This window comes from Chitinophaga niabensis (assembly GCF_039545795.1).
In the GTDB taxonomy this organism is placed as follows: Bacteria; Bacteroidota; Bacteroidia; order Chitinophagales; family Chitinophagaceae; genus Chitinophaga; species Chitinophaga niabensis_B.
Genome location: NZ_CP154260.1, coordinates 964,223 through 978,282 on the forward strand (window position 1 = coordinate 964,223; position 14,060 = coordinate 978,282).

12 protein-coding genes are annotated in these 14,060 nt (G+C 45.7%); all 12 read right to left on the reverse strand.

What is annotated here, in order from left to right:
• Positions 1–33: 33 nt before the first annotated feature.
• The 12 genes from AAHN97_RS04045 to AAHN97_RS04100 all read right to left on the reverse strand — a co-directional run bounded on the left by AAHN97_RS04045 (position 34) and on the right by AAHN97_RS04100 (position 13,967).
• Positions 34–1,233 carry a M56 family metallopeptidase gene (locus AAHN97_RS04045; protein ID WP_343306274.1) on the reverse strand — a complete coding sequence of 400 codons (1,200 nt, stop codon included), beginning with the start codon at positions 1,231–1,233 and terminating at the stop codon, positions 34–36.
• Positions 1,230–1,619: a BlaI/MecI/CopY family transcriptional regulator gene (locus tag AAHN97_RS04050; protein ID WP_343306275.1), complete on the reverse strand. Its 390-nt coding sequence runs from the start codon at positions 1,617–1,619 to the stop codon at positions 1,230–1,232. Before AAHN97_RS04050 ends, AAHN97_RS04045 begins: the two co-directional genes overlap by 4 nt.
• Before the next feature lie 47 nt (positions 1,620–1,666).
• Positions 1,667–3,586: a heparinase II/III domain-containing protein gene (locus tag AAHN97_RS04055; protein WP_343306276.1), complete on the reverse strand. Its 1,920-nt coding sequence runs from the start codon at positions 3,584–3,586 to the stop codon at positions 1,667–1,669.
• Positions 3,587–3,588: 2 nt separating this feature from the next.
• Positions 3,589–4,761 (reverse strand): alginate lyase family protein, encoded by a 1,173-nt coding sequence (locus AAHN97_RS04060; protein ID WP_343306277.1) that lies wholly within the window; start codon positions 4,759–4,761, stop codon positions 3,589–3,591.
• 54 nt (positions 4,762–4,815) lie between these two features.
• Complete coding sequence (locus AAHN97_RS04065) at positions 4,816–5,805, reverse strand: DUF4466 family protein (RefSeq protein ID WP_343306278.1); 990 nt, start codon at positions 5,803–5,805, stop codon at positions 4,816–4,818.
• Positions 5,806–5,815: 10 nt separating this feature from the next.
• Positions 5,816–6,220, reverse strand: coding sequence for a hypothetical protein (locus AAHN97_RS04070; protein ID WP_343306279.1), 405 nt, complete (start codon positions 6,218–6,220; stop codon positions 5,816–5,818).
• Positions 6,221–6,247: 27 nt separating this feature from the next.
• Positions 6,248–8,095: a RagB/SusD family nutrient uptake outer membrane protein gene (locus AAHN97_RS04075; RefSeq protein WP_343306280.1), complete on the reverse strand. Its 1,848-nt coding sequence runs from the start codon at positions 8,093–8,095 to the stop codon at positions 6,248–6,250.
• Positions 8,096–8,106: 11 nt separating this feature from the next.
• The gene (locus AAHN97_RS04080) at positions 8,107–11,172 is read right to left on the reverse strand and encodes a SusC/RagA family TonB-linked outer membrane protein (RefSeq protein ID WP_343306281.1); all 3,066 of its coding nucleotides are present in this window, start codon (positions 11,170–11,172) and stop codon (positions 8,107–8,109) included.
• A gap of 439 nt (positions 11,173–11,611) precedes the next feature.
• Positions 11,612–12,493, reverse strand: coding sequence for an AraC family transcriptional regulator (locus tag AAHN97_RS04085; protein ID WP_343306282.1), 882 nt, complete (start codon positions 12,491–12,493; stop codon positions 11,612–11,614).
• Positions 12,494–12,539: 46 nt separating this feature from the next.
• Positions 12,540–13,127: an alpha-ketoglutarate-dependent dioxygenase AlkB family protein gene (locus tag AAHN97_RS04090; protein ID WP_343306283.1), complete on the reverse strand. Its 588-nt coding sequence runs from the start codon at positions 13,125–13,127 to the stop codon at positions 12,540–12,542.
• Entirely contained in the window at positions 13,106–13,348 is a 243-nt protein-coding gene (locus tag AAHN97_RS04095) for an Ada metal-binding domain-containing protein (protein WP_343306284.1), read from the reverse strand. The genes AAHN97_RS04090 and AAHN97_RS04095 overlap by 22 nt, the downstream gene beginning before the upstream one ends.
• A gap of 46 nt (positions 13,349–13,394) precedes the next feature.
• On the reverse strand, positions 13,395–13,967 hold the full coding sequence (locus AAHN97_RS04100) for a GNAT family N-acetyltransferase (protein WP_343306285.1): 573 nt from the start codon (positions 13,965–13,967) through the stop codon (positions 13,395–13,397).
• Positions 13,968–14,060: the final 93 nt, after the last annotated feature.

The window sequence follows — 14,060 nt, forward strand, 5'->3', positions numbered from 1 at the left end:
GGGCGGTCTCCGTTAAAGAGACCGCCCTTTTTTTTATTTTAAGAAGGCTGATTTGGAGGAATTTACCCTCAGCTCCTGTTTTTCTTTATTTAGCGAAACCATTAGGTAATAGTTATTGCTGATCATTTCATTTACCCTGTATGTGGTCTTTACTGCCCCACGGTTACCAGTTAATCCAAAGCCCAGCAGTTTAATTGTTTCATTGTCCCCCTGTACTTTCTCTGTCACCGTCAGCTCGTATCCCTGTTCTCTGAACATCTTTTGAACCTTTTCAAAAGTGCCGGCTTCAAAGTTTTCGAATGCTGCCCAGGAAGCGTTGGAACCCAGTAATTGCCTGAGTGATATTTGCATGGTAAGTTCTGTACTGTCCGATTTAATGAGTACACCTGTTGGCAGTTTGTTTGTTGTTATAAAAGAAAAACTGCTGATGGCCAATGCGAGGCAGGGGAGTATTAGCAGATAAAGCGCTTTTTTCATGTTGTTGGTTTTATGGGTGAAGAGGGAATGAATGCGATGCTTTAAAGGATGTACACTATAAAGATTTAACAAGCCTGATTCCTTTCCTGCATTAAATTTTAACAGGAGTTGCGCGTAGTCTGTTTTTTCTACCCGGCTGGTCATCAATTGATCTACCTCCAGTTCGTGTACGGATTTTAGCAGTCTGCCGTAAACATATACCAGCGGATTAAACCAGCAGCAAATCTTTATCAATGCAATAAAAAGATTATCCAGGCTATGCAATTGTTGCTGATGAACACGTTCATGCTGGAAGATGATCTTTTCTTCCCCGGCATCCAGGTTATGTTGCAGGAAAATGAAACGGAAGAAGGAGGCGTTGAGGTCTTTTGTGCGTATGATGGTAAGGCCATTCAGTTCTTCCTGTTTGCTGTTCTTGATCTTCTTATAGAGTTTAATGGCACTGATGATAAAAAAGCCCGCCATGATGCATACGCCTGTCCAATAAACCATGGCCAGCCAGTTGAAAACCTGCGCAGCAGGCGTAGTAATAACCGCAGCCGTATTGGCCTGTTCTATCGTTGTGCGGATGGATATGCCGGCAGGGATATAATTTGTTTCCCCGAAACGCAGGAACGGAATGGATAAAGAAAGAAGCAGGGTGGTTAAGAGGTAAAACCGGTTCCACTTATAAAAGCTGAGACGTTTAAAGAAGATAGCATAAAGGCTGTAGAACAATAACAGGCAACCTATGGAGGAGAGCAGGAAGGTTTTCATGAGCGTTGTTTTTGCTGGTCAATGAATTGTTGCAGTTCCTGTAGTTCCTTTTTACTCAGCTTCTTTTCCTGCATCAGGAAGGACAGGAGATTGGATGTTTTATCATCAAAGTAATATTTCACCATGCGCTGGATACTGCCTTTCCTGTATTGCTCTTTGGAGATCAGGGGGCTGTATTCATGTGTTTTGCCATAGGCTTTGTGGGTCACAAAACCTTTTGTTTCCAGGATCCTCACAACGGAGGATACGGTGGTGTAAGGAGGTTTGGGATCCTCCATTTCTTCTATGATGTCCTTTACAAATGCTGTCCCCAATTTCCAGAGGATCTGCATAACATGTTCTTCTGATTTAGTCAGTTCTTCCATCAGGGATAAATTGTATCCCAAATGTATAACGTATTTTTCAGTTATACAACTTATTTTTACGTTTTCCCTTATTTTGATATCGTTATACCAATGTTTTCTTTTGAAACGGAGCCAATGCTTTTCAGGTTGATCCGGTAGATATCCGGCCCCCATTTTTCTATAACTCCTTTATCTTCCATTGTTTCCATGGATACTTTTTCAATGGTGGGCTGTAAACGTTTAGCAGGGTAGTGGATAAAGAAATCCTGCTTCGCATGTACCACCAGCGTACCGGGTTTTACTACTTCCACGGGAAAGCAGGTCATCAGGTGTTCTGTGTAATCACCTGCTGCTTTTAGCTGCAGGGCATCTTCTACCTGCACGTTCTTTCCCTTGTTGAGTTTAATATTGCGCTGCCATTTTACGATGCCTGCATCGGCAGGGTAGGATGCGGCAATATCCAGGCTGAGCTGGCTTGCGGCAGCAGATGTTTTATAGGATACATTTGTTGCTTTGAATTCAGCACCCGGCGGTTGTGTTTTGCCGTTCACAGTGGGTACGTTGTGATAGTCGGAGCAATTGTACCAGATCTCGTAACGTTTGTTGCTGAAAGTTTTGGCGGTGTAACTGCCTCTGCCGATATCTATCAGCACGGGCAATCCATCGTAGTATACTACATAGTTTCCGATGTCGTTGTGATTATGGCTTTCATCATTGTGGCCACCTTTGGCGGCTACGAAAAATCCTTTCGTGCTGCCTGCCTGATCGCGGGAAACCATCACCTGCAGGTCGGGCCACCAAACATCTCCGGGCAGTGGCAAGCCTTTGGCCGCCTTGTCAAATTCATCCTGCATGAAGAGGGAAAAGAAATTGCGGAAGTAATGGAAACGGCCCAGTGAGCTTTTATCCTTGTCCGTCATATAATAGGCACCGAATTCCATCATGGCGGGATCGCTGATGTCTTTCCCGTAACGGTAGATCATGCTGGCTGCCATACCGGGTTGCGGGTCTGCATCTGCAAAGTTGAGGAAGTATTTTTCGCTGATCTGTGCTTTGTAAATGAACTGCCCCATGTTGCGGAACTTTTCATCCTTGTACACATAAGTGAAGGCATTGTTACTGGCCAGGTTCAGTAAAGAAACATTGTCGTAAAGAGAAGCAGCGGCAGCTCCCCAGTAGCCGGGGCCTTCATCACATCCGCCATCTGCTGGGTGGGGGTTGAGGAAATTGTCCAGCACACCCAGTATTTTGCTTACGGCCGCTATACGTTTGGTATCATCTTTTTCCAGTAACAATACAGCATTCAGCCAGTTGGAACAGATCCAGGGATTCCAGTTGTTGGGGCGGCGGCCTGCAGCATTGCTGCTCATGAAGCCATGATGTTTTGTCATCAGGGGCTCAAAGATGCGGCGGTTTGTTTCGCTATAAATGCGTTTCCTGATCAGGGGGGAAACGGCATCCAGCTTTTCACCGAGGAAGTAGTCTACCCAGGCTAAGAAAGTAGCGGTTTCAGCAGAGAAGAGTTCAACGAATGGCGCGGACACATCATGGAGGCCCATGTATTGCGGTCCTTTGGGTAAATGCGCAGGAGAACCCCAGAAAGATTCTTCGCAGACAGACCATACGCCGTTGATAATAGGATCAATGAAGCGGCCTTTGTTCTCATATATTTCAGCTAATAATAAAGTACCTAATACTTCGCGTTTTTTGAAACTGATGGCTTCATATTCTGAGCGGTTGCCATTGCGTACGATCTGCAGTGATTTGATGGCAGGTACACCGGGCCATTCATAATTAATGAATCCTTCTGCTTTTTGTATGATGGCTTTGCCGGATACGGGATCTGCTTTGGCCCATCCTGCACGGTCGTTCAAACGGGGAAAGGGTGTCCATTTAGCCTGTGGAACCAGTAACTGCTTTAGTTCAGCAACAGGATACTTTCCGCTTAGCAGGTTTTGCGCTTTCGCGGAGAAGGTGAGCAGGCAGAGGATAGAGAGTAAGTAACGCATAGTTAAAAGTTCCAGCCGGTGAGTAATAATATATCGTCCTGTGGCATGTTGAGTCCTTTGATATTTATATCAGGGTACTTTTTAGCAGCTACAGTAGCCATTTTCACATAACCATTCATCTCCATCTTTTTGATCTGCTGATGCTGCCATTTTTGTTCTCCTTTGGCAAAAGGTAACATCCAGGTGAATGCTTTGCGGATGCTTTTGTTATCTGTGGTGGTATAGTTCCAGAGGTCTATCTGTACATTTTCTGCGAGCATAGCCAGTTCAAAAAATCCTTCCAGGTTCATGGAGGAATAGTTCCAGGAAAGTGTGCGGGCCAGTTCATGTGGCTGGCTGCCTTCTTCTTTCAGTTGGTTTTTAATCCGTTCTTTTGTTTGCGTGGTAATGATCTCTTTGGCCAGTGCCGGCTGCTCTGTAAAGAGTGCAATGGAAACAGCCTGTACGTCATACCAGGTGCCATGGTTATTAGCTTCATCCGCTTCATCTTTGCCGATGGGATTATTACGCATCCAGTCCAGGAATTTTTTATGCCAGTCCTGTATAGCGGTATAATCTTTTTTAGACAGTGCTTTGGAATCTGAGAGCAGCTGAATGCCATCTATGAGTTTATTAACGGCACGGGTATCTATGAGGCCGATGCCTCTACCTTTGGTGACACCGGGGATGGCCTGCCCGTAGTTGAGATTGGGATTCATTAAAGTAGCCGTATCGATGTACCAGGTGCGTAAAAGTTTAGTAGCGTGTTGGGCATATTGTTCCTCTCCGGTATAATACCAGGCGAGGCCCAGCAGGCAAACATCATGGCAGAGGGATTTGTAGAATTCCGCATCGTTGATGGCAAAACGTTCCGGGTTAACCTGCCCGTCTTTACGGATATAGGGAACACCGCCAGGTTTGCTGGAATCCGGCCACCAATAGGGGCCAACACTCATGTAGTCATGTTTGTCACCACTGTCGGGGATCCTGCTTTTGAAAGTAACGGAATAAGGCCCGTCCTTCAGTGCTTTATCTGCTGCTCTTTTAAGTTTGCCGAGGGCCTGGAGCGTAGCAGGGTCGCCTGTTTTTATCTTTTGCTTATTGGCGCTGAGAACAGCTGGTTTCAGCAGAAAGGTCTGTTGTGCGGAGGCTGCCAAAGTAGCAAACAGCCATAACAAGGTGCATAGTTTCTTCATAACAGTCTAAAGATAAAAAAGGGGCTATGGAATTCCCATAGCCCCTGTAAGTTTTTATTGCATCGCGTATCTTTTGATACTGATCGTGGCAGTTTTGGTGCCGTTGGTCACTGAGTTCATATATACATATGCTCTGTATTTCCCGTCAGCTGTTTCTACCCAGATGCCGGCTTCTGCTTTCAGGTTCACGGCAAAGTCTGTGGCATCAGCCAGGTCCAGCTTCTGGAAGTCGATGTCGTCAATGAATACACCAAACTGGGCGCGGGCCAGTTGCTGGTCGCGCAGGGCCCATACCTTCAGTATTTTAGACTTCCTGTTTACACCGGCGGGGAGGGTAATGCCCTGCAGATATGCCGGGGTGGTGGTACCGGGCGCAATGATACTGTGATTGAAGTTGACGGGCGTTGTGCGGTAGAGATAAACGAGGTCTATTACATTCGCTTTGGCCGCCGCTTCTGCTGCTGTATAAACAGCCAGGTCTTCAATAGAGATGTAACAGGCTGCTCCATCTACCGGTTTAAGGTCCAGCTTCATATCCACTTTGGATATATTATAGGGCCCCATGGAATAGGTGGCTGTTTCACCATTGCTGCTTTTAGCAGTGAAAGTGAATTTTACAGATTTACCACGTGCTGCTTCCGGTGCCACATAGAAATAGCGGAGCGCTGCTGCCATGGTATCTTTTGAAAAAGTAACCACGGTGCTGTTGCCATTGTTCACAGAAGGGGCGCCAATTGTAACGGGTACATCTATGCCGCCACTGTTGGTGTAGAAAGATCTGTGTTCAAGGAAAGTGGTGGGAGCGCCGGCAATAGAAGCTTCTACGGTAGCGGACACCAGTTTGCCTTTATCTGCCGGCAGTGCCATGGCATATACAAATTCTATGTTCTGACCCACCAGGTTAGGCCCCAGGGAACGTTTGATAACATCGTTCTGCAGGATGCCTTTGGGTTGCGGCGTTTCGTATTTATCATCTTTACAGCCTGCTATCAGTAGCAGAGAAGAGAACAATACGAGCGTATATTGAAAATATTTTACTGACATGATCAACGATTTATTGCTGTACTGTAATGAAAATTTTGTACGTTTTTCTCACCTGGCGGTTGCCGGAAACAACAGCATACTGTTTCGGATTAGCGAGGTCAGAAAAATCCACTTTGCCGGTGATCTTTGGGTCCAGCTTGGCATCTGTTGCCAGGAAGAATTGCGGCCAGAGGTTCTTCAGGTCCGTACCATAGAAAACTTCCACATTAATGGTGCAGGCAACCGTATCAATTACAGGATTTTTTGTTCTTACTGTCTGGAAATCTGATCCCACCAGCTCAAAGTTACTCACGAAACATTCTGCGCGGTTGGTGATCAGCAGGCCATCTTCGTCAACCGGTTTATCTTTTGAACAGCTGACCCAGGCAAAAGCCATCAGCATCATCACAACGGTTATTGAAATATATTTTTTCATCTTATTCTTTTTAGAATTTAAATTGGGTTACAGCCATGGTGTGTTCTGCGTCAGGTTTGGATTGCGGTCACGTTCACCGGGAGGTATCCTGAAGATGTAATTCTGCTGATACGTTCTTTGCGGTGTGTTCTGATAGTAACGTGTAACCTGTGCGCCATAAGTATCCAGCCGCCAAACGCCCGCACTTCCGGGAGGGCCCCATACTCTTTCCAGTGCTCTCCACCTGCGGAGATCAAAGCCGCGCTGGCCTTCACCGATCAGTTCAATAATCCTTTCCTGTTCAATTGCATTAAAAAATGCAGTTTTGTCCGCTGTTTTGGATGGCGCTAAAGGAGGAAGTTTTCCCCTGTAACGAACTTTATTTACCAGTGCAATAGCATCTGCCTGCGGCCCGTTCACTGCGTTGGTGGCTTCTGCATACATCAGGAATACATCTGCAAGGCGGATCACCGGCCATGCATATTCTCCATCACTACGGCCGGTACCACCATAGTTCCTCACGAACTTGCGGAAGATGTAACCGGAGTTCACGCCATCAGGGAAGGCCGTGGTATATTCTACACCGTCAATAGTGATCTTGGCACTGTTATTTTTGAATAAGAAAGGAAAGAAGCCGGTGGATTTGAGACTGGCCAGACCGATGAACATTTCAAAATCCCACATGATAGAGGCCTTCATCCGGTAATCCCTGTTAGCATAGCTCTGAGGATTTAATGCAGAATTAGGTAATGTTCTTGCACCTGGTGTAGTTACGTTCATAGGGATCAGCGGTGTTGCAAAATCTCCTGTGATGGTAGACTGATAGCGGTCTGCAATTTCGTACCGGGGATGGATCCATAACTGGGAGTTCTCCTGTGTACGGGTACCAAAATAACGCATCAGTTCTTCCCCCTGGCCGGTTCCTGTACCACCATGGGCAAAGGACATGATGATCTCTTTATCTCCGTTTGCAGCAGGCATAAAGAGATGGAAATAATTGGGCAGTACATTGGCTTTGCCTAATGCATCAATTTCGCCGGGTTCACCATTTCTGAATAAGGTCAGGCCATAATCATTGATCACTTTCCTGAAATCATCAGCGGCAGCAGTGTAGGCTGCAGTTGCAGTGGCTGCATTGGGTACAAAACCAGGCAGTTCCGGCCATCCGAAATTATTCCAGCTGGCCCAGTACAACAGGAGCTTGCCACGGAGGGCTAATGCAGCAGGTTTTGCAGCACGGCCCAACTGGGGAGAAACAACAGGCAGTTTATCAAATGCATAGGCATAGTCCGCCATGATAGAATCTTTCACCTGCCCTATAGGTAAACGTGCAAGCGTTGCAACTTCGCTGTTATTGTTAACGGTTTTACCAATGTAAGGAACATCTCCATACATGGATATGAGTTTAAAGTAACACATACCGCGCAGCAATTTGGCCTCGCCTACAATCCTTTCCAGGTTAGGTTTTGACGTTTCACTGGCTGTTTCCAGCATAGTGTTCACATTGTCTATTACATAATTACAGCGGTTCACACCGGCATACAGGTAACGGTACATCTTATCCCATTTATCTCCATAGCCGGATACTTCATAAATACCCCCTGGTCCGTTGTAAGCATCACCGGCCCGCAGGTCTGTGGTACTTACTGCACCACCGCGCACTCTTACAAATTCACTATTCCCTTCCATCATATAGTCACGGTCAAACACATAGCGCACATCTGAATAAGCGCCCATGAGGGCTGTAGTGGCATCCGCTTCTGTTTTCCAGAACTGATCGTAGGGAAGTTCTGTGGTAGGCACCTGGTCCAGCAGGTTTTTTACACAGCCGGTAGAAAGCATTGCCATGCTGGCAATTGCTCCCATCAGATATATTTTTACAATTGATCTTTTCATAATAATAAATTTTAGAAACCCACATTAACACCTGCGGAATAGGATTTATTTACGGGATATGCATTACTCCTGTTACCTGATGCTTCAGGGTCCAGGCCGCGGTAATTGGTAATGGTGAGCAGATTCTCAGCAGAGCCAAAAATGCGGAAAGCGTTCACACCAATCCTTTTCAGTAAATGGCCGGGAAGCGTATAACCCAGTTGAATATTCTTTAAGCGGAGATAGGTCATATCATCCAGCCAGAAAGTAGTTTCCTCACGCGGAGCATTTCCTGACAGGCGTGGCAAGCTGCCGCCCCTGTTATCCAGTGACCATACATTATACCAATGGTCCCAGGTCCAGGCGTATCTTGATGCGGAGGGGCTGGTGTTATTGTAGTTATTGGTCACATAATCCTTACGGCCGGTTGCGCCTTGCCAGAGAAAAGCCAGATCAATACCTTTCCAGCCAACATTGGTGTTCAGTGCAAAGAAAGTAGTAGGCCTGTCCCGCTGAGTATTGGGATAGGCTTTCTTGTCTTCTGCAGTAATTCTGCCATCGCCGTTCAGGTCTTTACGAAGGATATCTCCGGGAGAGGCGTTTTGCGGAGTGGCATTGTAAACATCTTCCCATGTTTGCGCAATACCAATGTCCTCATACGTATATAAGAAGTGGTAAGGCAGATCAATGAAGGTAAAACCTTTACCAAGGAACTCATTCCATTTTTCCAGTGTAGTGGAATTGTAGGAACCGTTCAGGTTGATACCATACCTGAAGCTTCCGATCTTATCTGACCAGGTGAGGTTTAATTCCACACCACGGTTGCGCAGGTTACCGATGTTTGTGCGGGGAGCAATATAAGCTCCGGAGATCAGTTCAGACAGATCTGTAGGCCTGTTCATACCCGTTGTTAAACGGTTGTAATAGTCCAGTTCAGCAGTAAGCCTGTTGTTGAAGAATCCCAGGTCCAGCCCAAGATTGAACACGGTGTTGGTTTCCCAGCTTAAGTATGGGTTCACCAGCTTTCTGTTCACCAATCCTTTTGCAATGTTGCCATCTATCATGTAGTGGCCATCTCCCAGGGTTTGTTGCTGTTCATATCTGCCTACGCCGCTGTTATTACCCAGCGAGCCATAGGATGCTCTGAGTTTACCATTGCTGAGGATGTTCTCTGTATATTGTTTAATGAAATTTTCTTCCGTAAAGCGCCATCCCACCGCAACAGAGGGGAAGAAGCCATATTGGCTGCCAGGCTGGAATTTGGAAGAACCATCATAACGTGCATTGAATTCAAACAGGTATTTTTCAAAAGCAGTATAATTAAAACGGCCGATATAAGAGCGGAGTCCTTCCGTGCTGGAATTACCGTTTGCACTCTGGATCTGTGTAAGTGCCGCATCCACTTCATGTAAGGTGTTGTGCAACCTGTCGTTCCGGGAACTGCCCTGGTAGCGGTCAAACCAGTATTCTTCACTATATACCACCATGGCTTTTATCTCATGGTTTTTGGCGATTGTTTTTTCATAATTGAGCGAAGAGGTCATCATGGATTTATACCCCGTATTGGTAAAATTACCCACACCGGCATTTTCTCCCACATAGATGCGTGTACCGGGTTGACCGGTCTGGAAGTTGAAAGCCCTGTTAGGCGTATTCGCATTCCAGCGGAACTGGTTGTAATAATTGAGTGCATATTCCACCTTTGCCGTGAGCCCTTTGATGGGAGACCAGTCTATGAACACATTACCATTGGCACCTTGCCTGTCCTGCCGGTTAAGGGTATTCTGGTATACCGTGTATGGATTGTATGCCTGGGCATCTTCATTATAACCCATTACCCCGCCATAAAAACCTGTTTTAGGATCATAGGGTGTGATACCAGCAATCGCATACTGAAGGTCAAAACCGGCTGTATTGGAGGCGTTGTCATCTGTAAAACCATCTTCCAGTGCAAAAACGAATTTTGTCCAGCTGCCATTGAAGCGTACACCCACGTTCATGTTCTTGCGCAGTTTGTAGTCGTAGTTGAAACGTGCATTGTAACGTTTAAAATCGTTGTTGATCTGCAGGCCTTTTTCATCCATTACACCCACTGAGAAGAAGAAGTTGGAATTCTCTCCTCCGCCGGCAGCAGAAATATTGTAGTTCTGTAAATTACCATCGCGGGTAATGATATCCCACCAGTCTGTATTGGGGTATCTCAGTGGATCTATCATACTCATGGCCATCCATTGGTCGATGGTGCCATCCTTAAAGTTCCACAGCGCGCGTGCCGTGTTAACAGCTGCCTGCCTTTGGTGCATGGTGAGCCCGCGTGCATAATCAGCCATGAAGGAATATGCTTTGGTTGGTTTGGTTACTGCAATAGATCCGCTTAGGTTGAGCTGTGTTTTTTTCAGGCCCTTACCGGATTTGGTGGTGATAAGGATTACACCATTCGCGGCACGGGAACCATATACAGAAGCAGAGGTGGCATCTTTCAAAACAGAAATGCTTTCAATATCATTAATATTCACCAGGTTGATGTCCACATCCGGCATACCATCCACTACTACCAGCGGATTGGCATTATTCACTGTACCTAAACCACGGATCATGAGGGATGCACCATTGCGGCCCGCCATACCTGTAGATGTACTAACTGCCAAACCAGGTACCAGTCCCGACAGGGCAGAAGAGGCGTTCGGTAATGCACGGCTGGTGATGGCTTCATCTACTTTCACTGCAGAAACAGCACCCACCATGTTCACTTTCTTTTGTGTACCATAACCTACTACCACTACTTCTCCCAGTGCTTTCTGGTCAAAAGACATTTGGATATCTACTCCTTTAAAATTGGAATAAGCCTGTTCCTGTTTGGCATAACCGATAAAAGTAAATTCAAGGACACCGGAAGCGGCAGCAACCTTCAGTGAATAGAATCCGCTGGCATCTGTAACAGTGCCTTGTTTACTTCCTTTTAATGTTACCGTTACTCCGGGTAAAGGTGCTTTGGATTCATCTGTAACGCGACCGCGGAGTTCGCGGGTTTCCTGTTGGTAATAGGTAGAAGTGGAGGTGGTCCTGTTCGCCGATGCTGCTGTGGATAAGCATGTCACAGGTATCCAGGCTAAATATATCCACCGGATACGCAGCCAACCGGGAGTTGGACAGAGTTGTAAATAATCTGACATAACGCTTTATTTAAAGTGAGGCAAGAAATGGAATATCCTGGGCGAGATCACTCAGCCCTGGGAACAAATAATAAGAACCACATATATGCAAACGATTGCATTATGCGGCAGTTTTTTAGCTATTCTTTGTTTTTGAATTCATCGTGGGAATAATGTTGTTTTTGGTTTGTGGAATTTGTTTAGTTCACTTCCTGGTATTGATTTTGGCTTGCTACCTGGTCCTCGATTTAATGACCTGAAACAAAAGTATATAAAAAAAACAATCGATTGCTCTTTTTTGCCTTAAAATAATAGTATTTTCAGAGTAAGGGTAGTAAGTACACTTACTGGCACATTGGTAAGCAGATATGTATAATGAAAGACGTTAAGCTTTTTTCTTCCGTAATACCCTGTATTGTTCGGGCGACATGTCCATGAGTTTTTTGAACAAACGGGAAAAATAATAGGGATCATCATAGCCGATGGCTTTGGCGATATCCTTGATCTTAATGGTGGCATCATAGAGCAACTGGCAGGCCTTCTGTAGTTTGAGATGAATTAAATAATCGATGGGAGACATGCCGGTTGCTTTTTTAAATAAGTTGGAGAAATGAGAGGTCGATAATTTGTGGCGGGCAGCCAGGTCTTCTACTGTTACTTTCAGGTCCAGGTTATTGCGCATGAACAGGATGCTTTCGGTGATCAGGTCCGGTTCTTTTTCGCTCTTTTGTTCCTCATGTTTTTCAGGATAGAGAAAAGTAGCCAGGAAGTAGGGTAGGCAGAAGTTGGCGTTGGTAAGATTATCTTTACTATACCCCATTTCCAGGCTCTGGTACATGTCTTCCCAGATCTTAATAGACTTTTCGTTAAAGGCAATATCTTTTGGCCCGTCCTTCTCTGTGATCTTAAGAGAGGCATTGAAGGTCTGCATGTCCTTGCCGCTGTAATGTACCCAGTAGATGGTCCATGGATCATCTGCATCTGCACCATAGCGCATGTATTGCGTAGTGGCAGGGATCTGGATGAACTGCCCCGGCCCAACATGGTATTGTTTGTTGCCAATGATATACCAGCCCTTTCCTCGCAGGCAATAGATGAGGATATTATCTGCACAGCCTTTCCTGCGTTCCCTGTAATGATAGGCGGCTTTAGGAAAATACCCTATATGCGTGATGTAGATCTGTGTAACAGGTGTATTGTTCTTATGGATGATATCGGGCAGGCTGATCAGCTTCTGACCTTCAAATCCATCTTTCTTTTTTTGCACAATAGTGTTCAATTGACTCACTGTTTCGTCTAAAATAGCAAAAAACTCAGATAATGGTCCTGAAAGTAAGGTTGATCCTGCCACCGGTAATTTTCAGTTCTTTGGGAATGCTATGGTACCAGTTATGTTGTGTGGTACCTTTCATGAGCAGAAAACTGCCGTGTGTAAGCAGGATCTTTGTGCGGAGGTCTTTATGGAGGCGGTGTTTCAGGTGGAAGTGCCTCGCGGTACCAAAACTCACAGAACCAATAACAGGGTTATTGCCCAGTTCTTTTTCATTATCCCGGTGCCAGCCCATACTGTCCTTTCCATCCCTGTAATAATTGAGTAATACGCTGGTGAAGGTATGGGCGGCGATTTCTTCTATTCTTGTTTTGATCATCAGTAGTTCCGGCGTCCATGCGTGTGGTGTCATCGTAATGCCGGTGTAGCTGTAGGCTTTATCTGCATCGCCATACCAGGCGGTGAGGCGGGGTTGCATGATCTCTTTGCCCATGATGAACACGGGTTCTTGTTTCCATTGGATATTTTCTATCAATGCTGAAAAGAGCTGATCACTTTCTTCCGGGGAGAATAATGCCGGATAGAAATAAACTTCTCCATCAGCGGGTATCAGGTTTGCTGGTCCTTCCATTGTTTATATTTTTGAGGCAGGCAGTTACCGCAGGGTCTGTATCCTTCGGCTATGGCTTCCTTTTCATCTTTAAAAAACACACGGTTCTCTTTTTTCATCCTTTTACCGGAGGAACAGCTGAGAAGGCCGTATATTTTTGCTTTCTTATAACCACCCAGGGTTATTTCCCCTTTCCGGATGAGCTCACCCAGTTTATTTTCTATGGCTGTATGGTGTAGCATAAGGCAAAGATAGGTGTCCTTTTTAACCTGTTAAACCCGGAACTTGCTATGCTTGATCAGGCTCCTTTTTAAGGAAATACATCTTATAACCCAGGTCTAATTCCCCGTAGATCTGGAACCCGTAGCGCTCATACCAGGGGAGGTTCTTTACCATAGAGGTTTCCAGGTAGATGGGCCTGGTGCTGTGCGCAATAATACTTTCGAGCAGTTTACTGCCTATGCCGGCATGATGATGATCAGGGTCTACACCAATGAACCAGATGTAGGTCATGGTGGTCTTGGGTTTTATCTGATCTATCTTCGCTTCCCTGTCTAATACCTTTTTTGCATTCCTGATCCCAACACTCTGCACCAATAGTTTAAGGTCCAGAAGCAGGGTTTTGAGGGTCGTCCTTTTTTTCTCCGGGTATAAGATCAGCGCGGCTGCTTTCCTGTCTTCTGATATAAAAACTTCTCCAAACAGGAAGCAGAGTTCAAAAGAGTAATCCATCAGGGCCCGGATCCTGCGCATCTTTTTATGATCCTGTTGCACAATGTAGTTAACACTATTGTTGGTGGCGAAGGAGCGGGTGAGTATGTCGGTTACCTGTTGCTTGTCTTGTCGGGTGGCCTTTAGCATGTTTAAATTTAACAAATCCTTGTAAACTGCCGCATGAACTTTGCTGTTGAATTGTTATGATTTACGGCGGCATTTCTTTTTAACTAACAATTT

Bases quoted from the DNA above. Each gene is read 5' to 3' on its own strand.
- AAHN97_RS04045 (WP_343306274.1), bottom strand. From the start codon at position 1,233: ATGAAAACCTTCCTGCTCTCCTCCATAGGTTGCCTGTTATTGTTCTAC.
- AAHN97_RS04055 (WP_343306276.1), bottom strand. From the start codon at position 3,586: ATGCGTTACTTACTCTCTATCCTCTGCCTGCTCACCTTCTCCGCGAAA.
- AAHN97_RS04060 (WP_343306277.1), bottom strand. From the start codon at position 4,761: ATGAAGAAACTATGCACCTTGTTATGGCTGTTTGCTACTTTGGCAGCC.
- AAHN97_RS04065 (WP_343306278.1), bottom strand. From the start codon at position 5,805: ATGTCAGTAAAATATTTTCAATATACGCTCGTATTGTTCTCTTCTCTG.
- AAHN97_RS04070 (WP_343306279.1), bottom strand. From the start codon at position 6,220: ATGAAAAAATATATTTCAATAACCGTTGTGATGATGCTGATGGCTTTT.
- AAHN97_RS04075 (WP_343306280.1), bottom strand. From the start codon at position 8,095: ATGAAAAGATCAATTGTAAAAATATATCTGATGGGAGCAATTGCCAGC.
- AAHN97_RS04090 (WP_343306283.1), bottom strand. From the start codon at position 13,127: ATGGAAGGACCAGCAAACCTGATACCCGCTGATGGAGAAGTTTATTTC.
- AAHN97_RS04095 (WP_343306284.1), bottom strand. From the start codon at position 13,348: ATGCTACACCATACAGCCATAGAAAATAAACTGGGTGAGCTCATCCGG.
- AAHN97_RS04100 (WP_343306285.1), bottom strand. From the start codon at position 13,967: ATGCTAAAGGCCACCCGACAAGACAAGCAACAGGTAACCGACATACTC.